Origin of the sequence: Haloterrigena salina JCM 13891 (assembly GCF_000337495.1) — an archaeon.
GTDB classification, from domain to species: domain Archaea; phylum Halobacteriota; class Halobacteria; order Halobacteriales; family Natrialbaceae; genus Haloterrigena; species Haloterrigena salina.
Window position 1 is genome coordinate 257,331 of record NZ_AOIS01000037.1, and the last position, 26,211, is coordinate 283,541.

Annotated in this window: 28 protein-coding genes and 1 pseudogene; 22 read left to right on the forward strand and 7 right to left on the reverse strand. The window is 67.0% G+C overall.

From position 1 onward, the window contains the following. Positions 1-2: 2 nt before the first annotated feature. The 8 genes and pseudogenes from gvpF to gvpM all read left to right on the forward strand — a co-directional run. Entirely contained in the window at positions 3-257 is a 255-nt protein-coding gene (gene gvpF / locus C477_RS11865) for a gas vesicle protein GvpF (RefSeq protein WP_008894732.1), read from the forward strand. Then, positions 257-913 carry an Hsp20/alpha crystallin family protein gene (locus tag C477_RS11870; RefSeq protein WP_008894733.1) on the forward strand — a complete coding sequence of 219 codons (657 nt, stop codon included), beginning with the start codon at positions 257-259 and terminating at the stop codon, positions 911-913. The genes gvpF and C477_RS11870 overlap by 1 nt, the downstream gene beginning before the upstream one ends. Further along, complete coding sequence (locus tag C477_RS11875; RefSeq protein WP_008894734.1) at positions 906-1,892, forward strand: hypothetical protein; 987 nt, start codon at positions 906-908, stop codon at positions 1,890-1,892. The genes C477_RS11870 and C477_RS11875 overlap by 8 nt, the downstream gene beginning before the upstream one ends. Continuing rightward, complete coding sequence (locus C477_RS23835; RefSeq protein ID WP_160168017.1) at positions 1,885-2,049, forward strand: hypothetical protein; 165 nt, start codon at positions 1,885-1,887, stop codon at positions 2,047-2,049. Before C477_RS11875 ends, C477_RS23835 begins: the two co-directional genes overlap by 8 nt. Continuing rightward, a complete protein-coding gene (gene gvpJ, locus C477_RS11880) occupies positions 2,039-2,650 on the forward strand; it encodes a gas vesicle protein GvpJ (RefSeq protein ID WP_008894735.1) in 612 nt (203 codons plus the stop codon). Before C477_RS23835 ends, gvpJ begins: the two co-directional genes overlap by 11 nt. Beyond that, on the forward strand, positions 2,647-2,991 hold the full coding sequence (locus tag C477_RS11885; protein WP_008894736.1) for a gas vesicle protein K: 345 nt from the start codon (positions 2,647-2,649) through the stop codon (positions 2,989-2,991). The genes gvpJ and C477_RS11885 overlap by 4 nt, the downstream gene beginning before the upstream one ends. Continuing rightward, positions 2,988-3,938: a gas vesicle protein GvpL gene (gene gvpL, locus C477_RS11890; protein ID WP_008894737.1), complete on the forward strand. Its 951-nt coding sequence runs from the start codon at positions 2,988-2,990 to the stop codon at positions 3,936-3,938. Before C477_RS11885 ends, gvpL begins: the two co-directional genes overlap by 4 nt. After that, positions 3,935-4,270, forward strand: a pseudogene (gene gvpM / locus C477_RS24730) (gas vesicle protein GvpM); the annotation flags it as partial. The gene gvpL and the pseudogene gvpM, both read left to right, overlap by 4 nt. A 207-nt stretch (positions 4,271-4,477) precedes the next feature. Here the strand turns inward: gvpM and C477_RS11900 are convergent. The 4 genes from C477_RS11900 to C477_RS11915 all read right to left on the reverse strand — a co-directional run bounded on the left by C477_RS11900 (position 4,478) and on the right by C477_RS11915 (position 8,013). After that, entirely contained in the window at positions 4,478-4,693 is a 216-nt protein-coding gene (locus C477_RS11900) for a hypothetical protein (RefSeq protein WP_008894739.1), read from the reverse strand. 309 nt (positions 4,694-5,002) lie between these two features. Next, positions 5,003-6,019 (reverse strand): Gfo/Idh/MocA family protein, encoded by a 1,017-nt coding sequence (locus tag C477_RS11905; RefSeq protein ID WP_008894740.1) that lies wholly within the window; start codon positions 6,017-6,019, stop codon positions 5,003-5,005. A 455-nt stretch (positions 6,020-6,474) separates the two neighbouring features. After that, entirely contained in the window at positions 6,475-7,536 is a 1,062-nt protein-coding gene (locus C477_RS11910) for a zinc-dependent alcohol dehydrogenase family protein (protein ID WP_008894741.1), read from the reverse strand. Between the two features lie 78 nt (positions 7,537-7,614). Beyond that, the gene (locus tag C477_RS11915) at positions 7,615-8,013 is read right to left on the reverse strand and encodes a hypothetical protein (protein WP_008894742.1); all 399 of its coding nucleotides are present in this window, start codon (positions 8,011-8,013) and stop codon (positions 7,615-7,617) included. 345 nt (positions 8,014-8,358) lie between these two features. Here C477_RS11915 and C477_RS11920 point away from each other — a divergent pair, with 345 nt between their 5' ends. From C477_RS11920 to C477_RS11940, 5 genes are all read left to right on the forward strand, one after another. Further along, positions 8,359-9,162: a DUF7124 domain-containing protein gene (locus tag C477_RS11920; protein WP_049914502.1), complete on the forward strand. Its 804-nt coding sequence runs from the start codon at positions 8,359-8,361 to the stop codon at positions 9,160-9,162. Between the two features lie 129 nt (positions 9,163-9,291). Next, complete coding sequence (locus C477_RS11925; protein ID WP_008894744.1) at positions 9,292-9,549, forward strand: hypothetical protein; 258 nt, start codon at positions 9,292-9,294, stop codon at positions 9,547-9,549. A 1-nt stretch (position 9,550) separates the two neighbouring features. Then, the gene (locus C477_RS11930; protein WP_008894745.1) at positions 9,551-9,907 is read left to right on the forward strand and encodes a hypothetical protein; all 357 of its coding nucleotides are present in this window, start codon (positions 9,551-9,553) and stop codon (positions 9,905-9,907) included. Positions 9,908-9,987: 80 nt separating this feature from the next. Continuing rightward, positions 9,988-10,149, forward strand: a complete 162-nt coding sequence (locus C477_RS24120) for a hypothetical protein (RefSeq protein ID WP_008894746.1) — start codon at positions 9,988-9,990, stop codon at positions 10,147-10,149. Between the two features lie 366 nt (positions 10,150-10,515). Beyond that, the gene (locus tag C477_RS11940; protein ID WP_049914515.1) at positions 10,516-10,860 is read left to right on the forward strand and encodes a hypothetical protein; all 345 of its coding nucleotides are present in this window, start codon (positions 10,516-10,518) and stop codon (positions 10,858-10,860) included. Positions 10,861-10,901: 41 nt separating this feature from the next. Here the strand turns inward: C477_RS11940 and C477_RS11945 are convergent, their stop codons facing one another. Both C477_RS11945 and C477_RS11950 read right to left on the reverse strand, forming a co-directional pair. Beyond that, the gene (locus tag C477_RS11945; protein WP_008894749.1) at positions 10,902-11,534 is read right to left on the reverse strand and encodes a TorD/DmsD family molecular chaperone; all 633 of its coding nucleotides are present in this window, start codon (positions 11,532-11,534) and stop codon (positions 10,902-10,904) included. A 32-nt stretch (positions 11,535-11,566) separates the two neighbouring features. Beyond that, a complete protein-coding gene (locus C477_RS11950; protein WP_008894750.1) occupies positions 11,567-13,705 on the reverse strand; it encodes a hydrogenase iron-sulfur subunit in 2,139 nt (712 codons plus the stop codon). Positions 13,706-13,969: 264 nt separating this feature from the next. Between C477_RS11950 and C477_RS11955 the strand changes: the two genes are divergently transcribed. From C477_RS11955 to C477_RS11985, 7 genes are all read left to right on the forward strand, one after another. Beyond that, positions 13,970-17,314, forward strand: a complete 3,345-nt coding sequence (locus C477_RS11955; RefSeq protein ID WP_008894751.1) for a molybdopterin-dependent oxidoreductase — start codon at positions 13,970-13,972, stop codon at positions 17,312-17,314. Beyond that, a complete protein-coding gene (locus C477_RS11960) occupies positions 17,311-17,985 on the forward strand; it encodes a 4Fe-4S dicluster domain-containing protein (RefSeq protein WP_012943512.1) in 675 nt (224 codons plus the stop codon). Before C477_RS11955 ends, C477_RS11960 begins: the two co-directional genes overlap by 4 nt. Positions 17,986-17,987: 2 nt before the next feature. Next, positions 17,988-18,725: a hypothetical protein gene (locus C477_RS11965; protein ID WP_049914503.1), complete on the forward strand. Its 738-nt coding sequence runs from the start codon at positions 17,988-17,990 to the stop codon at positions 18,723-18,725. Continuing rightward, positions 18,722-19,762 (forward strand): cytochrome b/b6 domain-containing protein, encoded by a 1,041-nt coding sequence (locus tag C477_RS11970; protein WP_008894754.1) that lies wholly within the window; start codon positions 18,722-18,724, stop codon positions 19,760-19,762. The genes C477_RS11965 and C477_RS11970 overlap by 4 nt, the downstream gene beginning before the upstream one ends. 155 nt (positions 19,763-19,917) lie before the next feature. Then, positions 19,918-20,097, forward strand: coding sequence for a hypothetical protein (locus tag C477_RS11975; protein WP_008894755.1), 180 nt, complete (start codon positions 19,918-19,920; stop codon positions 20,095-20,097). A 139-nt stretch (positions 20,098-20,236) separates the two neighbouring features. Continuing rightward, complete coding sequence (locus C477_RS11980; RefSeq protein WP_008894756.1) at positions 20,237-21,487, forward strand: acyl-CoA dehydrogenase family protein; 1,251 nt, start codon at positions 20,237-20,239, stop codon at positions 21,485-21,487. A gap of 230 nt (positions 21,488-21,717) precedes the next feature. Further along, complete coding sequence (locus C477_RS11985) at positions 21,718-21,981, forward strand: hypothetical protein (protein ID WP_008894757.1); 264 nt, start codon at positions 21,718-21,720, stop codon at positions 21,979-21,981. 162 nt (positions 21,982-22,143) lie between these two features. Here the strand turns inward: C477_RS11985 and C477_RS11990 are convergent, their stop codons facing one another. Further along, complete coding sequence (locus C477_RS11990) at positions 22,144-23,313, reverse strand: thiolase family protein (protein WP_008894758.1); 1,170 nt, start codon at positions 23,311-23,313, stop codon at positions 22,144-22,146. A 140-nt stretch (positions 23,314-23,453) separates the two neighbouring features. Between C477_RS11990 and C477_RS11995 the strand changes: the two genes are divergently transcribed. Continuing rightward, complete coding sequence (locus C477_RS11995; protein ID WP_008894759.1) at positions 23,454-24,251, forward strand: enoyl-CoA hydratase/isomerase family protein; 798 nt, start codon at positions 23,454-23,456, stop codon at positions 24,249-24,251. A gap of 681 nt (positions 24,252-24,932) precedes the next feature. Beyond that, entirely contained in the window at positions 24,933-25,997 is a 1,065-nt protein-coding gene (locus C477_RS12000) for an FAS1-like dehydratase domain-containing protein (RefSeq protein WP_049914516.1), read from the forward strand. Positions 25,998-26,211: the final 214 nt, after the last annotated feature.

Consider the following 26,211-nt stretch of genomic DNA (forward strand, 5'->3'; position numbering starts at 1 on the left):
CCATGTTCATCCTCGACGACCTCCTGATTCGACCGTTCGTCGGAATCGTGGACACGCTGCACACGATGGCGCTGAGCGAGATGTACGACATCGAGGCGCTCGAGGCCGAACTCAAGGAGAATCAGTTGCTGTACGAACTCGGCGAGCGTTCCGAGGAGGAGTATCGACAGCGCAAGGACGAACTCGAGGAGGAGATCGAGATCGCTCGCGACGTCCACGAGCGGCTCGCGAGCGGCCGCGTAGAGGTGAAACGCTGATGTCACCGGACGACCACACACCCGAGGACCGACGCGACGAATCGAGCGACGATCAGGGCCACTGGCTCACCAGCCTGCTGTCGGCCCTCGAGTGGCTGGACGAGGCCTCCCGCTCCGGCCAGCATCGCGGCGACCGGACGACGATCGACTACGACGTCTCGATCCGGACCGGCGACGCGCTCGCCGATCGACCGGGGGACGACCGGAACCCGTTCGCCGGTGAGGACGATCGCGATCGGTTCGACCGCGATCGGGGCGTCGACCGGAACCGGCCGCGGACGCGCCGATACCGGCCCGATTCCTCGAGTTCGTCGCCCGCGCCCTCGAGCGACCACCACCTGACGACGCGGGAGAGCGAGGACGAACTGCTCGTCACCGCCGACGTGGCCGGCGCCGATCCGGACGACGTCACCGTCGGCTTCGACGGCGCGGCGCTCGTCGTCGGCGTCGAGGACCGCGAACTCGATCGGATCGACGTCCCGTGGGGTGAGCGAACGGCCGAGGCGACGATCAAAAACGGCGTGCTCACCGTTCTGATCGAACCGGACTCGACCTCCGAGGCGGACGAGAAAGCGTCGACGGAGACCGAGACCGGGACTGAAACGACCGAGTCGACGACGGACGCGGCGTCCGAGACGGAGGCCGACGATGAGTGACGACGCGGCCGACGCCGGCGAGACCTTCGACGTCCTCCTCGACGAGGCGGAGGACTCACTCGAGAACCTCGATGAGTATCTCGGCGGTGTCGAGAACGTAGAGAACCTCGACGACAGCACGCTCGAGACGATCCTCGGCGACGTCGAGACGCTCGTGAACGTCGTCCGCGAGACCGAAGAGCTGCTCGAGGCGATCGATTTCAGCGAGCTTCCCGAGGCCGTCGACGGCGACGACCTCCTCGCGGCGATCGAGGTCGGGGACATTCCCGACGTGCTCGCCGACGACGAGCAGGGCGCGACCGACCTCGTAAACTTCACGCAGCTGTTCCGGGCGATCAACCTGCTGAACGCCTGGGACGCCACGGATCTCACCAACCTTTGGCGGGAGAAGCGCGAACTGCAGGACGCCGTCGACGAGCTCGAAGATGGCGAGGACGCCGGGATGGTCGAAGACGCCATCTCGGACGTCGCCGGCGGCGGTGACGACGAGGGCGGCCTGATCGGCGGCGACGACAAGGACCTGATCGAGATGGACGCCGGCGACGCGAAGCAGGCGTTAGGCGACATCGACGTCGCGTCGGATCCGGAGGCCTATCAGATCGCCATTCAAGAACAGGCGCTGAAGGGAATCGATGCCTTCCGGTCGGCGCTGCTCGAGACCCACGAGAAGTTCGAGCAGCTCTACGAGATGAACCGGGAGAAGATGCGCCGCAAGGACACCAGCACGAACTCCCGAAACCCGACCGCGGCGGCGACGATTCCGACCGAGCGCCGCGACCTCGGCGGCGGCGCCCGCTACTCGACGGTGCCACAGGACGTCAAGCTCTCGACGGCGCCCACCCGGAAACGGATCTACGGCCGCCGGTTCGAGATCGAACGGGAGAAACAGCGCCGGCGGGAGAACGGCGGACAGGCGGACCAGCAACGGCGCGAGAACGACGATTCGGAGACCCAACAGCAGCGAGCAACCAATGAGTGATACTATGTTACCGAAGGCGATTCGACGGCGACTCGAAGTACTGACGGCCGTCGGGCTGGCGACCGTCTCGCCGCCGACGGACCCGACCGGGCCGACGGCTGCGGACGTGATCGAATCGGGACCGCTCGACGACGGAGGTGAGAGCCGTGGTCGATGACTTCCAGCCGAGCCGTCAGAAGGCCGACCTCGCGGAGGTCGTCGAGATGCTGCTCGACAAGGGGATCGTCATCAACGCCGACATCGCCGTCTCGATCGGCGACACGCAACTGCTCGGCGTACAGCTCCGGGCCGCCATCGCCTCCTTCGAGACCGCGGCCAAGTACGGCCTCGAGTTCCCCGAGGGCACCGACATGCGCCGCGTCGCGGCGGCGGTCGACGACCCCGAACTCGCCGAAACGGAGCGGCCGAACCCGGTGATCGATCCCACGAGCGGCGTCAACGTCACGCCGGACGAGCGATACGAGGATACAGACGAGCGCGAGAAGACGGACACCGAAACGGAGCGCGGCGACTCGAGCGACGACGAGAGCGCGGAGAGCTACGAGATGCCCGACCGCGGGGTCTCCCACCTCGGCGCGCGGCCGGATCCGAACCGGCCGACCCGCGGCGGGTTCGATCTGCTCAGCGACGATTCCGATTCCGACGGCGACGGCGAGAACGAAACGGAATCCGGCGACGGCGAAGACACCGACTCGACCGAGAGCGGCGACGGCGAGGAAGTAGAGGCGGAAGCGACGAACGCGGAGGACGGATCATGACGCAGATCGACGTCGGCGACGGCGAGGACGCGCGCCAGGGGCTAGTCACGCTCGTCGTCACCGTCGTAGAGATCCTGATGGACGCCCTAGAGCGCGAGGCGGTTCGTCGCATGGAGTCGGGAGATCTCGCCGACGAGGAGATCGAACGGCTCGGCGAGCAGCTCGCGACGATCGAGGCGGAGCTCGAGCAGCTCAAGGAAGACGAGGGGATCGAGGACGGCGTCGACGACCTGCGCGGCGACTTAAACGGGCTAGTCAACGACGCGATCGAACAGCTGCACGGCGAGCCGCGGGCCACCAGCGAGCCCGGCTACTCCGTGCTCGGAGGTGAGGACGAATGAGTTCCGGACGATCTAACGACCGGCTCGAGGAGATCGCAGACGCCGAGCGCATCGACGATCTCGAGGGCGTCGACGATTTCGACGACCTCCAGGACGCCGTCGACGACGCGGTTCCCGAGATCGACGACGGGCGGTACCTCTACTGTATCGTCCGGGCCGACGAGGGCGCGACGCTCGAGACGACCGGCGTCGACGGCGAACCCGTCTCGATCGTGGTCGCCGACGGCATCGGCGCGGTCGTCCACGACACGGACGGGATCTACGATTCGGCCGACCTCGCGCAGGTTCGGCGCTGGCTCGTCCGCCACCAGACGGTCGTCGACGAGGCCGCCCAGGAGTTCGGCACGCCCGTGCCGTTCCAGTTCGACACGATCCTCCGGGGCGGCGACGAGGCCGTCCGCGAGTGGCTCCGCGAGGAGTCTGACACGCTCGACCGCGCGCTCTCGGGGCTGGCTGGCCACTGGGAGTACCGCGTCGAGGTCGTCGAGATCGATCCCGTCGACGACGAGGCGCTGATCGAACGGGACGACCGCCTACAGGAACTCGCCGACCGGATCGACGACTCCGGCTCGGGGACGTCGTTCCTGCTCGAGAAGAAACTCGAGCAGCGCCTGACCGAACTGCGGGCGGCCCGCCGCGAGTCGATCACGGCCGATTTACGGGACCGACTCGCGGACGCCGCGCGGGAGGTCCACAGCCTCGAGCGGTCGCCGACGGCGTCGCTCTCCGACGATATCGCCGACGAGGCCGACGGACGCGACGGCGAAACGCTCTGTCGACTGACGCTGCTCGCCCACGAGGACGAGGAGTCGGCGATCGGCTCGATCCTCGACGACGTGGCGGACCACGACGGCTTCGAGGTCCGGTTTACGGGGCCGTGGCCGCCGTACACGTTCGCGCCGGAACTGGGCGGCGACGAATCGACCGATACCCAGCCACACGCATGAGACCGCGAAAGGACGAAGAGACGCTCGTGGACGTGCTCGACGTGGTGCTCAGGGACGGCGCCGTCCTCCGGGCGGACGTCATCATCTCGGTCGCGGGGATCCCGCTGGTCGGGCTCAAGCTCACGGCCGCCCTGGCCGGGATGGAGACGATGACCGAGTACGGCTTCTTCGAGGAGTGGGACGTCGAACGCCGGCAGACGGCGATCACCCGTCGACAGCACAAGAAAAAGCGAAACCGAAAACGGAAGCGCGAGCGAGCGCCCGACGAACTCGAGCGGCTCACGGTCGGATCGACGCCGGAGGGCGAGCGCGAGCGCGATCGAGACCGCGACGACGAAGCGCCTCGAGACCGCGCCGAGGAACGGTCTCGCGGCGACGACGGAGAGCAGTCCCGAACGGAGGACGACGAGCGATCGGACGACGATGCTACCGAGCGGTCCCGAGCGGACGACGAGTGAGACGCCTCGGGCGTCGGTTTCGGGAGCCGCAACCGTATCAGTGGGCCGAACCGAACGGGATCGACGGCCGGTCGCCGTCGCTCAGGCGTGCTTCGGTCGTTCCGTGGTGAGCTCGACGTCGCCGGTGACGTCCTCCGTGTCGTGGTCTTCGTCGTAGATGTACTGACCGGTGGCCCCGCAGAGCGTACACTCGTACGTCTCGGAGATCTCGTTGATCATCTCCCCATCTTCGAAGTAGACGCGGCTCTGCGTTATCTGCAGGAATTGGGCGGTCTCGCAGTTACTGCAGGTGATCATATCCGATCGAAGGCCACGACCGGTTGTAGTTATCCGGCTTGTAACCGAAAGTGGAACCGATCTATGCGCTTCTTACCGACGATTTGACAGCCGACCTGGCGTCGGCCGAAGCGGTTCGACCGCCGATCCGAGAACCGGGACGTTCCCAGCCGTAATAACTGCATAACCGACCGACTGCGCCGGGTTTCAGCGACTCGGTATAACGATATTAGCGACCGAAAAACTGCGTTCTATCGATCGTTCCACGGCGGAATGTCGTCACTTCCAGCTACGGCAACCGTTGGTCCGGCGGTTCGCTCGAGGCACGACTCACTCCGCGGTCGGCACGTCGATCCGATCCCCGGTTCGGGCCGCCTCGTAGGCCGCTTCCGTCAGCGCGGTCACCCGGAGGGCGTCCCGGGCCGTCGCCGGCGGCTCGTCGCCGGTCCGGACGCTCTCGAGGAAGGCCTCGGCGCGGGTTTGCTCGGCCCGGGCGTCGATGTAGGGCTCGTACTCGCCCGCATCGCTGTCGATCTCGGTGACGGTTCGAGAGCCCCACTGGCGCCCCTCGAGGTAGATGGCGCCGTCGTCGTCCCAGACGTGGACGTGTTCGCGGACCGAGGGGGCGTCGCCGTGAAAGGAGAAGGTCCCCGTCGCGCCGTCGGCGAACCGGACGTCGAGGTGTGCCCGGCTATCGACCCGCTGCTCGTCGTCGTGGAAGTCCATACTCGCCGCGACGGACTCGGGTTCGAGGCCGGTCGTCCAGAGGACGCCGTCGAGGACGTGGCTCCCGGTGTCGTAGAGGAAGCCGCCTCCCGAGAGGTCGGGGTCGAGCCGCCACGTCCCCCGCGAATCCTCGATCCAGTCCTGGGTGATCGACGCGGTCAGCCAGTTCGGCGGCGCGCCCTCGAAGCGCTCTCTGGCGGTCCGGAACGCCGTCTGGAGGTGTCGCTGGTAGCCGACCATCAGCGTCTCCGCGGACCGTTCGGCCCGCTCCGCGAGGTCGCGTGCGCGCTCGAGGTCCGTGGTGAGGGGTTTGTCGCAGTAGACGTGACAGCCGTTCTCGAGGGCCGCGACGACCTGCTCGTAGTGGAGCGTGTGGGGCGTGCCGACGAGGACGGCGTCCAGCGCGGCGTCCTCGAGCATCGTCGGGTAGTCGGCGTACCGCTCGGCGTCGGGAACGTCGAAGGCGTCGCCGATTTCCGCGAGCCGCTCCGTATCGAGGTCGCAGAGCGCCCGTACGGTCGCGTCGCCGCGTCGGTGAAACTGCCCGCCGACGGTCGTTCCGATGTATCCGAGCCCGACGATTCCGAGCCGAAGCGGCTCCTCGAAGCTGTCCTCGTGCATGGACCGCTAGACGGGAAACGGGACCAATTATCTTCGCCCGTCGTGGGCCCCGCGACGCGCGTTGCGAGTCCGCCGAGGCGTGTCGCGGACGAACCGGGATCTGAGCGGCGATTTCGCCGCCGTTGTCGCGCGTAACGTCCGGGCTAGCCGACGCCTGTCAACTGTTTGGGGAGACTACTGCCGGCCAAGCGCCTGCATAACAATGGGTGACACTTGCATTGCACCGGGTGCGGGGAAATCAACCCCGCCGGGTACGCGCTCAACCGAGACGACGCGCTGACCAGTCGATTGCGTGCGTTCGTGCCCGGATCGCTCGGAAGTGGACTCGCCCCCGCTTCGAGTTAGCTCATGTCTCTCACGCCAGGGCGGGCTCCCGCCCCCGCCCGGGTTTCCGAAACCGATACCGGACCAGCAACGGCTCCGTATCGATAGAGCGGTCGCCTTCTCCGAACCGCTCAGAGCTCGGTGACGACCGGAATGCCGACCGTCTCGTAGTCGTCCATCGAGGCCAGCGTCTCCGGCAGGTCGTCGAGCGAGAGCCGCTCGCCGATGATCTCGCTCGGCTCGAGGGTGCCCTGCGCGATCAGCTTGAACAGCTCTTCGTAGCGGACCAGCGGCATGCCGAAGGAGCCGTGGAAGTCGATCTCCTGCATCGTCATGACGTCGACGGGCAGTTCGATCTGCCCCTCCTCCTCGCCGGTCGTCAGACCGACCTGGACGTGGCTGCCCCGCGTGCCGAGGCTGTTGACCGAGTTCGTGCAGGTCTCGGCGACGCCCAGCGCGTCGATGGAGACGTCTGCGCCGCCGTCGGTGATCGCCTGGACCTCCCGGGCCGCGCTGTCGACCTCGGTCACGTTGATCGTCTCGCGCGCGCCGAGTTCCGCGGCGCGCTCGAGTTTGTCATCGACGAGGTCGATCGCGATCGGGTGGGCACCCAGCGCGTCCGCGATGTGGATCGCGGAGAGCCCGACGCCGCCGCAGCCGTGGACGGCCACCCAGTCGCCGGGGCGGAGGTCGGCGCGGTCGGCCAGCGCGTGGTAGGCGGTCATAAAGCGGCAGCCGAGACCCGCCATCTCGTCGTACTCGACGGCTTCGGGCAGCTTGACGCAGTTGAAGTCGGCTTCCCGGACCGGGAACGCCTCCGCGAACGCGCCCTGGGAGTACTCCGACAGTCCGAGCGGAAGCACCGTCTCGCAGTTGTTCGCCCGCCCCTCGCGGCAGTGCGGACAGCTCCCGTCGCCGAGGTGGAACGGGACAGCGACCCGGTCGCCGACCGCGAGGGTCTCGACGTCGGACCCGATCTCGGAGACGATACCGGCCGGTTCGTGGCCGAGGATCTGCCCCTCCGGGACCCCCGCACCGATCCAGCTCCAGTCGCCCTGCCAGGCGTGCCAGTCGCTGCGACAGACGCCGCAGGCCTCCGTCTCGACGATCACCTGATCCGGCTGCGGCTCCGGATACGATACGTCCTCGATCGCCAGCGGTTCCCCGTGTTCTTCGATGACGGCTGCTCGCATGCCACCTAGTTCCGCCGGACACCACAAAAGTTTATGAGAAATACCCGGAACGGAAACGTGTAACCGGTTTATTCCGGCTCAGGCGAGCAGTTCCGCGCTCTCCGCGGAGAGTTCGACGGTGACGTCCTGTCGCGTCTGGTCGCTGATCTGATCGATGTTCCGCGTCAGCACCTCGAGGACGTCCTCCGGTTCGGGGTAGACCAGCAGGTTTCCGTCCCCGTCTTCCATCACCAGTTGCGTGTCCGCCAGCGTTACCTGATCGTTCTCGATGTGAGCGACGATGGCCGGCAGGGCCTCCGCGCCCCCGACGTCGCCCTCCTCGACCTTCGCGATGTACAGCGAGTCGAGTCCGATCAGGTCCTTGTACTCGCGGACGCGCTCGGCGCAGGCGACCATATCGCGCGTGATCGCGGTCTTTCCCTCGTTGCCGTGGGTCCCCTCGTAGCAGTGTTTGCAGACGCGGAGTTCCATGCGCATACGACGTCGTTCGATATCATCCCGCAAGGGGGTTTCGCAGGCGACGGCGTCAGTCACGCGCGATTTGATAAGTCGGTGAGATGCCCCGAACCGTAATCGACCGATACCGTTCCTCGCGGCCGACCGCTCGAGGCGAGTGAGAGCGTCCAACACGACATTGTTCCAGTATATTCCTCGTTTTGGGGACGGTATTGAAGTCCGTCCGCGCGTACGTTGTGACGATGGTACGGGAGCATCCGGCGAGCGTCCTTCGGGTCGACCTCTCCGCGCGGGCCGTCGCCAGCGCCTACAGCGGACGGTCCAGTATCCGAGGGCGAATCGGAACCGCCCGCGGGGTGAGTGACAGTGACTGACCGGATCGATCTCGATGACCTCGAGACCGGTACCGAAGAAGAGGAGGAGTCGGGAAACCGGGGCGACTGGCTGTGGCGCGACGACGGGGCGACGGAGCCGGCGGACGAACCCGATTCGCCAGCGGCGGGGACGACGGAGGGGACGACAGACGCAGACCCGGCGACCGAGACCGGGGACGACGGCGCGGAGACGGACGGGCCGGACCGCACGCCCGCCCCGCACGTCCCCAAGACGGACGAGAGCACGCCCGTCGGGATTCCGACCGAGGGATCCGGATCGAGCGGCGGCGCCTCGAGCGGATCGACGGGGACGACGGCGGGAGCGAGCGACCGGGGAACCGAGTCGATGCGACCGATGGGTGCGTCGCCGTCGGAGGCGTCGAACGCGGCGGACGCCGCCGAGCCGGCGTCGGGACCCCACGGCGGCGGCGCCGACGAAATGACGACGGCGATCACCTACGGCGCGCTCCGGCGACTCGAGCACCCGGCCGCGGTCGTCGCGGACGCCACCGGCTGGAGCGACTGGGTCGGCATCGTCGGCGACGTTCCCGCCCACGTGATCCAGAAGTTCCAGCGCGACCGGGGGATCGACGTCGACTTCTTCAACGGCACCGGGACCGGTCCCGGCGAACGCCTCGCCGCGATCGACCGCAACTCGATGTTCTACGCCGATCGGATGGTCGTCGTCGGACTCGCGGGCGAGGACGAACCCATCGCGGAGGCGGCCGACTGGGAGTTCGTCCCCCTCGAGACGGCGGCCGAGAAGGCCGACTGGAAACTCGCGGACGCCGAGTGAGGCGTTTCCGCTCGGTCGCCTCGAGGCGGCCAGGTAAGCGGTTTCGGTCTACGGATCAGCGTCGACGACAGTTCGGCTCGAGAACCGGTGGCGCAGGGAATTTTTACCGTGGCCGTGGTGTCCGCTCACATGGGTATCCGTACTGCGATCGAACACAACCCGCTCGTCACGGCGGGGTTGTTGTTCGCCATCGGCTGGACCGTCGTAATCGGGGTCCGGATCGTCGACCAGATGGGACCGATCGTCGGCGGCAACTGGGTCGGCCAAAACGGACTCGGCGGCCTGATGGGTCTGCTCGTCATCGTCGCCTTCCTCGGCCTGTTGATCGCCTCGTTCGGCGCGCTCGGCGAACCCGATCCCGCACCGGAGGAGTGGCCGCCCGAGTGAGATGACGGGCGATCGACTCACCGTTCCCGTCAGCGACCGGTTCCGCGAGGCCGCGACCGACTGGGGCGACAACCGGCTCATGGACGCGGACGACGCCCTCGAGACCAAGGCCGAACAGGCGCTGCTCGAGATCGAACACCTCGTCGCCGACGCGACCGAGGTCGAGTTCACCGTCGAGGACGGCGCGATCCACCACCGGCCGAGCGACGATCTCGCGGCGTTTCTCGACCGACAGGCCGACCGCTACGGCCTCGAGCCCGCGGAGGTGCTCTCGATGCACGTCGACCTGTTCGCGCGGGTGTTCCTCGAGGGCGAGGAGACGGAGCCCGCGGACCCGGACGATCCGCGCCCGCGGTGATCGGCGACTCGACGCCGCGGGGCCGACCTGTACGCGAATCGCGGGAAAGCTATAATCGTGTGGCTCGTGAACGCGTAGCTATGACGCACACCGAGTGGAAACCGGAGCCGGCCCTCGAGTGCTCCTGTGGCAGAGAAGTGTGGGACCACGAGGCGCCACACCGCATCAACGACGGCGAGGTCGACGGGGATGTCTCGTTCAGCGACGAGGTCCTCGAGGGGTTCCGGGACGAAGACGACTGATCGGCGGTTCGATTCTGCGGTCCCGTCAGTAGCCGGAGACGTCGTCGAAACAGCTCCCGCATCGTTCGATCGCGGCCGACGTCCGGACCGTCTCGTCGGAGACGATACGCGTGCGGTCGTGGGTCGCGGTAACAAGCGATCCGCACGCCGTCGTGCGTACGCTTTCGTCGTCGCACGGTTTGTGCGCGGTGTTCGTCTGTGGGTTAAGAATTCGAGTCACGGCAGTAGCCACGCGAGAACTGTGCTTAGTCGTACTACCCACATAGTTGGTGTACGCCGATCCGAACACTCAGCGCTCGCGACCCGTCTCGGAATCGCGACTCGCGGCGCGCAATGATTATCATCGTCGCTATCTTTCAGACGGACGTGACTTCAAATATTCCGCACACGTCAGGCGAATCGAATAGCCTCGTCGCCGCACTCTCGATCCTCATCGGAATACTGGTGGTCGGCTACGGGTTACTCGTCGCTTCGGCGTCGCCGCTCGGTGGCGCCTGGATCGCCGCGATCGGGATCGCCCTCCTCCTGTCGGGGCTGTTCGCAATCGACGCGGTCGGCGATCGTCTGGGACTCGCGCCGAATCGCCGACGCCGACTCTCGCTCGGCTGTGCCGGCCTCGCCGCGCTGCTGGCGGTCGCGTTCGTCGTCATCAACGGCGCGACCTTCGAGACCGAAGAACTCGAGAGCGCCGCGTCGGCACTCCGTCGGTAACGCCGCCCGTTCTCCTCGCCGTCTTTCCGCCGTTTCTCCGCTCACGCCATGCTCGTCGCGATCTCCTCTTCGAACGCGACGGTTCCCTCGAGGATCGAGGCGACGGCCTCGTAGAACCGCTCGTCGGTGGTTTCGCGAACGTCGTCGGCGAACGCGGGGATCCACTCGGAGAGGTGTTCCTCGTGGAAGACGCGCTGGTAGCCGACGGTCTCCTCGTAGCCGGCCCGCTGCTGGCGGATCAGATAGCGGAGGAAGGCGAGTTCGACGGCTATGTAGTCGTTTTCCTCGGGATACTCCTCCGGCGGCGACCAGCCCGCGGCGCCGTAGCTGGCCTCGACTTTCGCCAGTCCCGCGCCGCGGAAGTCCGTGTCCTCGCGGTAGTAGGTCTCGTGGGGGAGGATCGGCGGCCGCGGGCCGACGAACAGCCGGGTGAACTCGCGCTCGAGGTCGTCCCGCACGGCGTCGACCTCCTGGTCGCGGCTCGCCTCGATGAACGCCTCGAGCGTCGCGAACCCCTCGTCGAGTTTCTCGCCGGCGCCCTCGTCGGGCAACAGGACGTCCTCCGAGCAGATCGCCTCGACGAACGCCTCGCTGGGCACGTCCGCGAACGCGTCGATCAGGAAGTTCACCAGCTCGATCCGTGCTTCGTATAGCGCCTGTTGATTTACGCTCATGACTGTCGGTGGATCGTGATCGTCCGTCTCGATTAGCCGTTGCCGCGATCGTAGAGCAGTTGCGCGCGACAGTCGCCGCAGTACTCGAAGACGCTCCCCTGTGCACCCGGCACGAGTCCGGCGACGGCGTCGCCGACCTCCGACTGGATCTTCCGCGCGGTGCCCTCGCTCGCGAAGGGCTTCCCGCAGCGGTTGCACTCGCGCATCTCGCCGTCGTGGACCGCGACCCAGGCGGGATCGTCCGCGTCCGAGCGGTTCTCCGGCAGCAGCGTCAGGTCGAGGCCGTCGCGCATCGCGATGACGTCCTCGACGCAACCCTCCTCGCAGGTCCCGCAGTTGACGCAGCGCTCGTGGTTGAACTCCAGCGTCGCCGTCTCCTCGTCGCGGCGGATCGCGTCGGTCGGACAGAGGTTCGAGCACGTGGGCGTGAGCGTACAGCCGTCGCCGACCGCCATCCGGCCGAAGTCCTTCAGCCCCCGAATCACCTCGCGGTCGGGGTCGACGTGCTCGAGGATCGCCCGGACGCTCTCTAACGTCCAGCCGTGGCTGTCGAACGGCGGACGCTCCCTCCCGTCGTCGATTCCGCCGGTGGCCTCGTGCTCGCCGGCCGAAACGGGCGAGGGCTCGAGGTCGACGGCGAAGGTCGAGATCGCTTCCACGAAGGCGCCCGGTTCGTCGGGGTCCGGCGCGAAGAACGCGAACCGCTCGCCGAGCTCGAGATCGCGCCCGGCTCGGTTGAGCCGGTCGACCAGTTCGGCTTTCGGATCGGGACCCGAGTGCAGGCAGTCGCCACCGCAGCCGACGACGGCGACGCCGTCGGCGCCGCAGGCCAGCGCGTGCATCGCGTGGGCCTCGCCGACGGTATCGGTGCAGTTGACGCGCACGGGGAGGATCGGCGGGTACTTGACGTCGGCCTTGCCCGCGGCCGCGAGGCGGCCGTACTCGGCGAGCGCATCGTCGGCCTCTTCGGAGCAGACGAACGCGACGATGGGCGATTCGACGTCCGAACCCGAGCGGTTCAGGAGCCAGCCCCCCTCCTCGTCGGTCGGCCGGAGCAGCGCCTCGATCTCGCGGGCGACGCGCTCGTTCGAGGGCTCGCGCAGCCGCGTCGCGCCCGTCGGACAGGCGCTGGTACAGGCCCCGCAGTTCTGGCAGGCCTCCTCGTGGAACGCGACCTCGTCGATCCTCGCCCGCTCGACCGCGTCGTGCGGGCAGGCCTCGACGCACTCGTTGCAGCCCGGCTGGCTCGAGTCACCGGCCGCGCAGACGTCCATCTCGAGATCGAGGTGGGCGGGCTTTTCGATGCCGCCGAGGTGCTTTCGCACCGCGGAGATCGTCGCCGCGTCGATCGGCGCGGTGTAGAAGCCGACGCGGCCGCCCCGCGTTCGCCGGTTCGCCGCGGGGTAGACGATCTGGTCGAACTCGAGCGTCCGCTGGACGCCGTCCATCTCGATCGCGTCGGTGGGACAGACGTCGGTCCACGCGCCGTCGGGCGCGTCGGGATCGATGTCGACCGGATAGCGCGTGACCGCGCCGTCGGGGCCCTCGCGGACGCACTTCATACAGGAGATACAGTCCTCGGTGACGCGGGACTCGAGTCGAACCTCGAACTCGCCGAAGCGGCCGTCGACATCGACGACGCGCCCGCGTTCGATCGTCACGCCGTCGAGATCGGCCGCCGCGTCGACGAATTCGTTCCCGTCGGCGATCAGGGTCACGTCGGCGTCGTCGGCCAGCGCGGCGGCGGTATCGGGATCGGCGACGACCGCGACGCTGTCGCCGGCCGCCGCCGTGAGCGTCTGCGGGCGGGACTCGGCCTCGAGGCCGGCCTGCCGGGCGTTGACCATGCGGGCGGTCTTCGCCGTCGCGCCGGCCTCGTCGTGGACCCAGCCCGCGCCCTCGCGCTGGTCGACGAACGAGACGGCGTCGGGGTGGACCCCCTGGGCTTCGGCGACGCGCTCGAGTTTTCGCTGGACTCGCCGCTCGGGGCAGGTGACGATCACCTGATCGAGGTCGTACTCGTCGATCACCTGTTCCATCGCGGGCAGGCCGTCCTCGCAGAGCAGCCGCGAACTCGCCGCGACGTCGACGCCCTCGATCCCCTCTCGGGCCGCCTCGAGGTCGATGTCACACGTGTCGGCACAGGAACAGACGAAACTCCCGACCTTCATCCTGTCGTGCTATCTCATGCCACGATATGAACGTTGCGCCGAGTAAGCCCGAACTTCTCCCGACTCGGCGGGATAAACGAGTCATATCTCGAGACCGTTCGAGTAATGCGCGGATAACCTAGTCGAACGCTACATTCCTCGCTACTGACTCAGGCAAATATTGATAGTGGGTACCGGGAAAGGCGTTATCATGGGTGTACGTAGCACAGAGACGAATCGACGGGAAGGTACACTCGCGGTCGTCGCGACAACGGGCGTGATGCCATGAGCGCGGCGGACGAGCCGGTCACGATCGACCTCGACAGGCGTTCGTTCATGAAGGCGAGCGCGCTCGCCGGAGGGGTCTTCCTCGGCGGCGGCGTGACGGGCCACGTCCTCGGCACCCAGGAGGAACAAGAGGACGACGGCGTTCCCGAGGGGGAAGAGACGGCGAAGGTGATCTGCAACTACTGCGCCGTCGGCTGCGGGTTCAAGGCCGTCAAGGACGGCAACTCCTTCGTCGGTCAGGAGCCGTGGTTCGAGAACCCGATCAACAACGGCTCGCTCTGCTCGAAGGGTGCGGGTATCCTCGAGACCGAGCACTCGCCCAAGCGGCTGAAACACCCGATGCGAAAGGAAGACGGCGAGTGGCGGCAGGTGACGTGGGACGAGGCCTATCAGGAGATCGCCGACACCTGGGAGGAGACCGTCGAGGAGTACAGCCGCGAGAGCGTGATGCTCCTGGGCAGCGCCCACCACTCGAACGAGGCGGCCTACGCCAGCCGGAAGCTCGCGGCGTTCATGGGGACGAACAACGTCGACCACCAGGCGCGGATCTGCCACTCGCCGACCGTCACCGGGCTCGCCAACACCTGGGGGTTCGGCGCGATGACGAACACGATCAACGACTACCGCAACTTCGACCTATTGATCATCCTCGGGCAGAACCCCGCCGAGTCCCACCCGATCGCGATGCAACACATCCTCGAGGGGCAGGCGCGGGGCGGCACGATCGTCTCGATCGACCCTCGGTACACGAAGACGTCGGCCCACGCCGACTACTTCCACCGACTCCGGCCTGGGACGGACGTCGCGCTGGTTTTCGGGCTGCTCAACTACGTCCGCGAGCAGGGAGAACTCGACGACGAGTTCCTCGGGGACCGCGTGATGGGCTGGCCCGACGTCGAGGCCGAACTCGACCAGTACGACCTCGAGACCGTCGCCGACATCACCTGGATCGACCAGGAGGATCTCGAGCAGATCGGCGACCTGATCGTCGAGAACTCGCCGCACATCCAGGTCGAGTGGGCGATGGGCGGCACCCAGCACAACAACGGGACCCAGAACATCCGCGCGTACGCGCTCTTTAGCCTCGCGACCGGGAGCGCGGCCCGCTCCGGCGGCGGCCTCCAGGTCATGCGCGGCCACGCGAACGTACAGGGCGCGACAGACCTCGGCGTCGACGCGAGCATCCTGCCGGGCTACTACGGCGTCGACGCGCCCGGCTCGTGGGAGCACTGGTCGTCGGTCTGGAACCGGAGCCCCTGGACCAGCGGGAGCATCTCCTTCGAGGACCTCTACCGGAACTTCGAGCGGATGCCCGACGAGATGTGGGCGGGCCTCGAGGTCCCCGCCTCGGTCGAAGAGGGAGAGTCCGACTCGGAGGACGAGGGCGAATCGCCCAACGGCGAGGAGGACGGAAGCGGCGGCGACGAAGGCGGTGACAGCGAAGGCAGCGAGGACGAGGGGCTCCAGGAGGACGCTCCGCTCGAGGAGCCGGATCCCCAGTCGATGATGTTCCAGCGCGGGCTGACCGTCGCCCGCTGGTACGAGGCCGCGCTGGGCCAGGAGGACCGACTGCTCGACTCGAACCTCTATCAGCCGAACCCGCTGAAGATGGCCTTCTTCTGGGGGCACTCGGCGAACTCGATCAGCGAGATGGACAAGATGAAACGGGCCATGGAGGCGCTGGACCTGCTGGTCGTCGTCGACGTCTTCCCGGCGATCTCCAGTACGCTGCCCGACGACGCGGACGTCCTCCTGTTGCCGGCCTCGAGCCAGTACGAGCACGTCCGGTCGGTGACCAACTCCCACCGGTCGGTCCAGTGGAGCGAGGCCGTCGCGACGCCGGCGCACAACTCCAAGCCCGACCTCCAGATCATGCAGGAGCTGGCCGACTACATGGGCTTCGGCGAGCACTTCGACTGGGGGTCGGGACCGGAACAACACAACGGCCGGAGCTCCTACGAGGACGCGCTCCGGGAGATCAACCTCGGAGTGCGCTCGATCGGCTACCAGCAGCCGCCGGAGAAACTCCAGCAACACCACGAGTACGACTGGGCGTTCAGCACCGAGGACCTGCGGGCGGAGAACACCGGCACGCCCGTCGACGGCGACTACTGGTCGCTCCCCTGGCCCTACTGGGGCGACGACCACCCGGGATCGCCGATCATCTGGACGAAGGAGGCCGACCCCCGCGACGGCGGCCACGACTTCCGGGTCAACTGGGGCCAGCAGGCCCCGACGCCCCAGGAGTGGACGGAGATGGACGTCGACAAGGAGTACCCCTTACAGGAGACCGTCGACCAGCAGGGCGAGGACGGACTGGACCTCATCGCCGGCTCGTTCGAGGCGCCGTGGTGGGACGACCAGGAGATCCAGGGCGTGCCGTCGTATCCCGGCTACGCGACGATCCTGCCCGACGACCCCACCGAGGCCTCGAGCCAGACGCTGCCGGTGCAGGCGGCCCTCGACGAGGACGTCTCGGTGTACGAGGCGGCCCAGGCGGTCGACGAGCAGTACGGCGATCAGGTGGACGTCGATCCCGCGGAGTTCGAGGAGTACGACTACGAACAGCCCGACCCGCCGACGGGGCGCGGAAAGGCCCGTGCGGTCGTCTGGAACTTCATCGACACGGTGCCGGTCCACCGCGAGCCCGTCGAGAGCCCGCGACCCGATCTGGTCGAGGAGTGGCCGGCCAACGGCGAGCAGACCAACTTCTGGCGACTCGATCAGAACAACGCGAGCGTACAGGAGCAGGCGACTGCAGCGGTCCACACGGAGCTCGGCAGCGACTTCGAGAGCGGCCGAACCGTGATCATGACGTCGGGCCGGCAGGTCGAACACCAGGGCGGCGGCGCCGAGACGCGGAACAACAAGTATACCGCCGACCGGCAGCCGCACATGTACGCGGAGATCAGCCCCAGTCTGGCCGAGGAACTCGACGTCGTCGGCGGCGACGATCACGTCGTCGTCACGTCGGCCGACAAGGGGTCGATCCTCGTGAAGGCCAACGTGACCAACCGCGTCAACGACGAGGAGGTCTTCCTGCCCTACCACTGGGGCGGGGTCTTCCACGGCGAGGACAGGACGCCGAACTGGCCCGACGGCACCGAACCGCTGGCGATCGGCGAGAGCGCGAACATCATCACGCCCAGCGGGTTCGACGCGGAGACGCAGATGCAGGAGACGAAGTCGGGCGTCGTCCACGTCCAGAAAGCGACCCAGAGCGTGGTCGACGACCTTGACATGGAGTTCATCGACTACCCGCAGGACGAGGGCGGCCTCGGAGCGCAGAAACAGTACGACGTCCGCGAGTGGGACATGGAGAACGGCGGTGAGCAACTATGACACAGGACGAATCCTCCGGACAGGTGATGAGCCAGGGCGTCATGAGCACCGGCGAGGGGATGCGGATCTTCCCCGACGTCGAGGCCTGTATCGACTGCGGCGGCTGCGTCGTCGCCTGCAAACGCACCTGGGACCGGGAGATCGACAACCAGCGCATCGACATCACGACCATGGCCGAGGGCGTCGCCGGCCCGCAGGGCGAGAACGCCGACAAGACCGGCCGGCTGGCCGCGGGGGAGAACCCCGGCGAGACCAGCCTGCCGATGCAGTGTTACCACTGCGAGAACGCGCCCTGCGTCTCGGTCTGCCCGACCAACGCCCTCCAGAAGGAAGACGACGGCTTCGTGTCGGTCCACGAGGACCTCTGCGTCGGTTGCCAGTACTGCCTGTCGGGCTGTCCGTTCGGTGCGCCGCAGTTCCCCGACAGCAACGACGGCGCGGCCCAGATCTTCGGCACCGGCGGCATCATGGACAAGTGCACCGGCTGTCGCGAACGCCAGGAGGTCCAGAAAGGGCCGGCCTGCGCCGAGGAGTGTGCGACCGACGCCATCCTCGTCGGCGGCGCCGGCGAGATCGCCGACGAACTCGAGGCCCGCGACAGCCAGCCGTTCTTCAACGACGAGGCCATGGCGATCATCTTCGGCGAGGAGGACGCCCAACTCTTCCAGTGACCATGAGCGACGACCGATCAGCGGACACGCACGACCACGCAGGCGACGACGTCCGGGCCGCCAGCGAGCGCGAGCGGACGACCGACGCGGTCGATCGGGAGGCCGCCTCGAGCGCCCGGAAACGCGAGGCACAGGATGGAGTACCGTCCGACGAACAGCGAGCGGACGCCGGGCCCGGCCCGGCCACCGGCGAGGGGTCCGGCGGCGACGGGAGCGACGGGAGCGGCGACGACGGCGGCGGTTGGTCGGGCCGTCTCGCCTTCTTGTTCAGCGCCCTGTTCGGCCTCGGACTGGCGGTCGGCGCCGTCGCGCTCGTCACCGGGCGCGCCCCGTTCTTCGAGGACGTCATGCGGGTCCGCCCGACTATCGAGGGCGGCGGCGTCGGCGCCGACTGGGTCGTCGGCAACACGGGCCCGATCCTCGAGGCCGCCATCACCCTGGTCCACCTGGCCGACGTCGTCATGGGGATCTTCATCCTCCTGATGGTGTTCATCCACTGGGCCGCGTTCCGCCGACTGGCGACCCGGATGCGGCCGCCCGCGGGCTCGAGTCGCGCCGGAGAGAGCGCGGCGGCGACGGACGGGGGTGAGCGGTCCGCAGGACCGCGATCCTCGTCAGACCGAAGATCTGACGGCGGCGTTCCGGAGACGACCGACAACGGCTCGAGCGATCGAACGGCGGCCTCGAGGGACGGTTCGGCCGACGATTCAGCCGATCCCGACGGGGGTGATCGACGGTGACGAACCTCGATCACGGGAAGTTCTCGCGGGTGACGACGATGTTCCACTCGCTGCTGGCGCTGACGGTGTTCATCCTGTTCTTCACGGGGTACGCTATCGCCTTCAACACGGAGCTGTGGTGGCTTGTCGAGCTGATGGGCGGCAACCAGGGCGTGCTCTCGATCCACCGGCTGGCCGGCTTCGCGCTGATCGCGCTGACCGGGTTCTGGGTGCCCTACATGCTGCTTCGGTCGGCCAGTCGGTCCAACTTCCGGTCGGTCTTGCCCGCTCCGTCCGACGTGACGGCCTTCGTTCAGGACGTCAAGTTCGCGCTGGGACGAGCCGACGAGCGCCATCCGGCGGCCCGCCAGTTCGCGGGCTACAAGGCCGACGAGGTGCCGCTGATCTCTTACATCGGCAAGGGCGTCATCTGGATCTTCACCGTCGAACTCCTCCTGTTGATGCTCTCGGGGCTGCTCATCTGGCGCAAGACCTGGCTGATCGACTTCTACGACTCCCAGTCGGTCGTGATGGCCTTCGTCGCCTTCCACGGCCTGCTCGGGGTCATCATGCTGATGGGCGTGATGTTCCACACCTTCGAGCACGGCTTCCACCCGGCGTTTTACCCCGTCGAGATGAAGGCGTTCCTGCCGAAAGAGCAGACGCCGAACTTCCACGGCGATCCGGACGAGCACGAGACGACCGGGATCGAACGCCTCCGGCGCAAGTCCTCCTGGCGGTGGGCGACGAACGTGATGGGCGTATTGGTCGTCGTCGGCATCGTCAGCGTGATGATGGCCAGCCTCGAGTACGGCGGCTACCCGGTGCCTGACTCGCTGGCGTTCGACGAGGGGAGCGCCCTCCGGACGATCGGCATCAACGCCGGAATCTTCGTGCTGCTCGTCGGGCTCGTCCTCTCGGTGTTCGGCAACGTGCTCCGGGCACGGTACCTGCGCCAGCGCCGGGAACGGGCCCAGGAGCGACCGACCGAACGGGCGCCCGCAGCGGACGGCAGCGGACCGGCTCGCGACGACGGCCCCAGCGAGGCCGACGACTGACCGCCGCGGTCGGTTTTCCGCCCGCTCGAGTCGTCGCATTCGGGTACTCCGAGTCACGTCGTTAGTCGCCGACTCGAGCCCGCCACCCGCTCGAGCCGTCGGGAATCCGACGCCTCCGCGGGGGATTTACGTCGCTTCGCAGCGTATGCTACTCTATGGCAGACCTCCTGTACTCGATCTACGCCGTGGCGGTGCTCGTCGTCGCGGTCGGCGGCCTGCTCGGGGTCGTCTTCGCGACGCCGGACGTGACCGACGAACGGGAGTACAAGTACGAGGCGCTAGCCGTCGTCGCCGCCGTCTTCGTGCTGGCGATGGTCGGCGGGTTCCTGCTGTAGCGACCGTCTCGACCGGCGGGACGATTCGCTCGAGTAGTCACTTCGACAGCATAGAGAGCACACCGTTGGACTTTATTTCACAACGTTGTAGCTGACTACTTTGCTGCACATTTACAATGTTGTGTGTTCATTCCCCGGTATGGAGTACCACGACTCAGAGACGGCGACGGCGGTTGCGGGTCGCGTAGCGGACTTCATGGACGAGGTCGTCATCCCGCGCGAACGCGAGGCGCTCGCCACCGGCGAGCGGATTTCGATGGCCGAAATCGAGGACCTGTGGGAGCAGGCCAGAGAGCGCGACCTGTTCGCGCCGCAGGTCCCCGAGGAGTACGGCGGCCAGGGGCTGGACTTCAGCGATATGCTGCCCTCCTTCGAGCAGGTCGGCCGCTCGCTGATTGGCGCGCTCGCGATTCGGGCGAACGCGCCCCAGGAGGGCAATATGCACACCTTAGAGATGGTCGGCACGGAAGACCAGAAGGAGGAGTACCTGCGCCCGCTCGTCCAGGGCGACATTTCGTCGGCGTTCGCGATGACCGAGCCCAAACAGGGCGGCGGCTCGGATCCGAAGATGCTCCAGAGCACGGCCGTCAAGGACGGCGACGAGTGGGTCATCAACGCCCACAAGTGGTGGACCTCCGACGGACTCGACGCCGACTTCTACCTGGTGATGGCTCGGACCGATCTGGACGCCCACCCCTACGACGGCACCTCGATCATCCTCGTTCCGCGGGACGCCGACGGCGTCGAGGTCGTCCGGAACGTCCCCCACCTCGGCGGCCACGGCATCACCGAGCGCGAGGGCGGCCACGCCGAAGTGAAGTTCGACAACGTCCGGGTCCCCCTCGAGAACACGATCGGCGAGGAGAACGAGGGCTTTCGCATCGCCCAGATGCGACTCGGCGGCGGCCGACTCACCCACTGCATGCGCTACTCCGGGATGGCCCAGCGATCCCTCGAGATCGCGAAGGCCTACCTGCAGGAGCGGGAGGCGTTCGGAACGAAACTCGAGGACAAACAGGCGCTGCGCCACCGGATCGCCGACGCCGAGACGCGGCTGCACGCCGCCCGCTGTATGGTCCGTCATGCCGCGCGCGAACTCGACCGAAGCGACGCCCGCATCGAGGTCGCCATGTCGAAGATGTTCACCGCGAACGTCACGCAGGACACCATCGATCTCGCCTTACAGTGTTGCGGGGGCAACGGGATCGGGAAGGACCTTCCGATCGCCCACTTCTACGAGAACGTCCGCGCGTTCCGGATCGTCGACGGCGCCGACGAGGTCCACCGCCGCTCGATCGCCCGTTGGGCCTTCGACGACGTCGACGAGACCGAGATCGAGAACGCGCTGCAGTTCGACGAGGACCTACGCATCGACGCGCTCGACGAGTAACGGACGCCGTCCGTCGGCGGCATTTTTGCGTCAGTAGTTGGTAAGACGGCTTCTTTAACAGAGTGTGAATCAGCGTTCAGTACAGGCGGAGGCGGTACTGGAGAGGCTGTCACTATCTCCGACAGATTTCAATAACTGCGTACTGAATACAGAGCGTTTCTCCTGTTCATTCAAGAAGATATAGCTAATTGCTAGGAAGGTTTATTGTCATAAATGGTTTTGAAATAATTATGGACGAAGATGAAGGGAGTCTAAATGGGGATATTGAAGCTAGAATGGAGAACGCGGACGGAGATTCTGAAACTTCAGCCCTCCAGTCGATGGGCTACATAGATAATGGTACCGGAATGGGTCGGCGGGAGGAAGATTCTACGGATTCTAGACAGTCAGTTCTCCAGATGGTCTTACTGATAACAGTGGCAGTGTTCTTCGGGGGTTCTCTCCTGTACTTCCTCATAACGGGTCTCTTGGCTATATTCGGTGTCTCCCTGTGAGTCGTTCCCCCATAATAACTGTCTGAAGAATCCGCTTTTAACGCAATACTCCTGATTTCAATTACTGCGACCCCACACCATTTCCGATGGAGGGTATGGCTTCCCATCGTTGTCACGGTAACAGCGTAGGTCGCCCGTCTAGGAACGGCAGCGACAGACGGCTCAGACCCGCTCGATGATCGTCGCGATCCCCTGTCCAAAGCCGATACACATCGTCGAGAGCGCCCGCTCCCCGCCGGTGCGCTCGAGTTCGTGCACCAACTTCGTCAGCAGCGCCGCGCCGGTCGCCCCCAGCGGGTGGCCGTGGGCGATGGCGCCGCCGTTGACGTTCACGTCCTCCCAGGAGACGCCGGTTTCCTCGAGCCAGGCGGCGACGACCGAGGCGAAGGCCTCGTTGACCTCGAAGAGGTCGATGTCCTCGAGTTCGAGGTCGGTCTTCTCGAGGACGCCCTCGGTCGCCGGAATCGGGCCGGTGAGCATCGTCACGGGGTCGACGCCGACGACCTCGGTCGCGACGATGCGAGCCATCGGCTCCCACCCGTGGGCCTCGGCGGCTTCCTCGCTGGCGATCAGCAGCGCGCTCGAGCCGTCGATGATCCCCGAGGAGTTACCGGGATGGTGGACGCCCTCGCCTTCCTCGCGGAAGGAAAGCGGGAGGCTCGAGAGCGTCTCGAGGTCGGTCTCCGGCCGCGGGTGTTCGTCTTGCTCAACGACTACATCCTCTCCATCAAGTTCCGTCTCAACCGGCACGATCTGGTCGTCGTACCGCCCCTCCTCCCAGGCCTCGCCCCAGCGCCGTTGGGAGTCGACGGCGAGTTCGTCGAGTTCCGCGCGGTCGAAGCCGTACTCCTCGGCGATCCGTTCGGCGCCCTCGCCCTGGTGGGTCAGTTCGTCGAAGTACTCGAAGTAGGTGTCCGTGACGGCGCCCTCGCCGGCCACGCCGTCGGCGCCGTCGGAACCGAGCGGGACGCGGGTCATGTGCTCGACGCCGCCGGCGACGAGAACGTCGTGCTGGCCGGCCATCACGTTCGTCGCCGCGAAGTTCACGGACTGCTGACCGGAGCCGCACATCCGGTTGAGCTGGACGCCGGGGACGCCGTCGCCCCAGCCGGCGACCATCGGTGCGATCCGGCCGATGTTGAGCCCCTGCTCGTCGACCGGCGTCACGCAGCCGTAGATCACGTCTTCGATCGCGTTGGGGTCGAAGCCGGTTCGCTCCTCGAGGGCCTCGAGCGGCGTCGCCGCCAGATCCTGCGGATGGGTGTCTCGAAGGGAGCCGTCCCGCTTACCGAACGGCGTCCGGACCGCGTCGACGATGACTGCGTCGTTCATGTGGGGCCATCACATGGCCAGCGAGATATTCGTTCCGCCCGAGTGGGGATCGTCGCCGTCGTTCGAGACGATTCCCGTCACTCAGACGCTCATCGAGCGACTCCGTGCACTTATTTGGGGCCCAGTAGCGATCATCGCGTATGGACGACGATCTCGATGCAGTCCGAGTGGCGTTCGACGACGAGACCGGCGTCGGCACGATCACGATGGACCGGCCGGACGCGCTCAACGCGCTGAACGGCCAGCTTCGGGCGGGCATCATCGCCGGCCTGCAGCGTCTCGAGGCCGAAAACGAGGACGCCGACGGCGTCGCCCTGCGGGCGGTCGTCCTCGAGGGCGCCGGCGAGAAGGCGTTCTGTGCCGGCGCGGACATCGGCGGCTTCTCCGAGGAGTCGGCCGGCGCCAGCTCCGAGCGGGACCACTACGAGTACATCCGTGACTTCCCGGCGCCGGTGATCGCGAAGATCGACGGCTACTGTCTCGGCGGCGGGCTCGAGACCGCGCTCGCCTGCGATTTCCGGCTGGCGAGCGAGTCCAGTACGCTCGGCTTTCCCGAGGTCAACCTCGGGCTCCTCCCCGGCGCCGGCGGCGTCCAGTACGTGACGAAGCTGGCCGGCCCCGCGGTCGCGAAGGAACTGGCCATGACCGGCGAGTACATCTCCGCCCAGCGGGCCGCCGACGAGGGAATCGTCAACCGCGTCTACTCCGACGAGGGGTTCGAGGACGAGGTCGACGCGTTCGTCGCCGACCTCGCTGGGCAGGCGCCCCTGGCCGTCCAGGCGATCAAGGACTCGGCGCACATGGCCGTGCAGTCGGGCCTCGAGGAGGGCCTGCGTTACGACGCCAAACTCTTCGGGGAACTGCTCGAGACCGAAGACCACGCGAAGGGCGCGGCCGCGTTCAACGAGGACCGCGAGCCGGAGTTCGAGGGGAAGTAGCCGCTGCATACCGTCTCTCTCGATATCACGAGCGGTCGATAGAATCGGTGTGTGGTGGTGCGCGCTAGCTCGCGGTGGAGCGAATCGGCTGACGAGGGGGTAGAAATCCTGCCCGCCAGTGAGAGCGGAATACGACGGGACGATTCACCTATCGTGGCAACAGGGAATTGCCACACCCTCCCCAGCCGATTTCTGCTCACGGGCGCAAAGCGCCCTCTGCTCACGGCCTCCGGCCGTTCGCACGGTATGCGAGACCTCTGGTCTCGCACTATTCGCACGGTTCGCGGAACCTTCGGTTCCGCGCTAACGTTCGCTCCCGTTGGTCGCTCACTCATCCCTCGCGCAATGTGGTCGGCCGCCCTCACGTTCGTTCGGCCGACCGCCAGCGCGCGCCACCGCAAACGGTCGAGCGATCCGCTCGAGGGACCGTTGCTGTCCTCCGGTCGCGCTCTCGATCCCGTTCTCCACCACTACGATACGACGAGAACGACCGACGGGAACGCGACCAGCGGGACGGTCTCATCGGGATGGCGCCGATCTACCGCGAGGAACACAGTTATGCGTTCAGTCACCGAACCGTCACGAAAATGGTACACGGATCGCCCGACTCGAGTCGGTCGCCGATCGGCCGGAACCGCGCGCTCGAACCCGCCCACGAACGGATCGCTCGAGGTGGTCCCCGTGCCGACTAAGCCCCTCCCGGAACTCGAGGCGATGGTAGGTGACTCTCGGACAACCGTCGAGGAGTTCCGGATCGAGCGCGGCAAGGTCGAGGAGTTCGCGCGGGCGATCACGGAGCCCGACCCGCTCTTTCGCGACGAGGGCGTCGCTCGAGAACGGGGCTACGAGACCGTTCCGGCGCCGCTGACGTACGCTCGCGTGAGCCGGTTTCCGCGGTATCGCCCCGACGGCCTCGAGGGGTACGGCTTCGACCTCGGCTTCCGGCCCGAGTACGTCCTCCACGGCGAGCAGGCCTACGAGTACGAGCGACCGCTGTTCGTCGGCGACGTCCTGACTGGGACGACCACGCTGACCGACGTCTACCAGCGCGACGGCGGACGAGCCGGGTCGATGACCTTCGCCGTCTACGAGACCGAGTACCGAGACGAGAACGGGGACCTCGTGCTCACTGACCGCGCGACTGCTATCGAGACAGCCGGCGCCGTGGATAGCGAGAGAGACGACGCCAGCGGCGACGACGATGCCACCGATAGCGATGCGCAGGCGGACTCGAGCGGCAGCAACAGCGACAGCGACGCCGATACCGACGCGACCGTCGATCCGGAACCGACGGCCAACGGCGGACGAGTTCCGGCCGCCGAGCCGGTCGATACCGTTCGCTCGATCGACGGAGTCGACGTCGGCGACGGCGGTCCGACGGTGGTCGTCGACGACCTCGAGCGCAAACACTTCGTCAAGTACGCCGGCGCGAGCGGCGACTTCAACCCGATCCACTACGACGAGCCCTACGCCCGCACGGCGGGCAACGAGAGCGTCTTCGGCCAGGGGATGTTCACCGCCGGCGTCGCTTCCCGCGTCGTCACCGACTGGTTCGGCCTCGAGTCGATCACCGCCTTCGGCGTGCGCTTCCAGTCGCGGGTCTTCCCCGGGGACACGATCGTCGCGACCGGCGAACTCGAATCGGTCTGCGCCGAGGAGGGTGTCGTCGAAGTCGCCCTCGAGGCGACCACCCAGCACGGGGAGACGCTGCTGACGGGCTCGGCGACGGCGTCGCTCGAGGAGTGAGCGGCCGCAGACTTCGGAGGCGCTCGTCTCGTACGGCGGACTCTCCTGGGTGGCGCGACGGCCGCCGCGAGACGACGACCGCGACGGGTCGACGCCCGCGTGGCGAGTGCCAACGTGTACTATTTTGGCGTCGGCGCAACGACTACCACGAGTATGCGACCACACCTACGCCGTCACCGATCGAGAGTCATCTCGCGCGTCCGATTCGAGACTG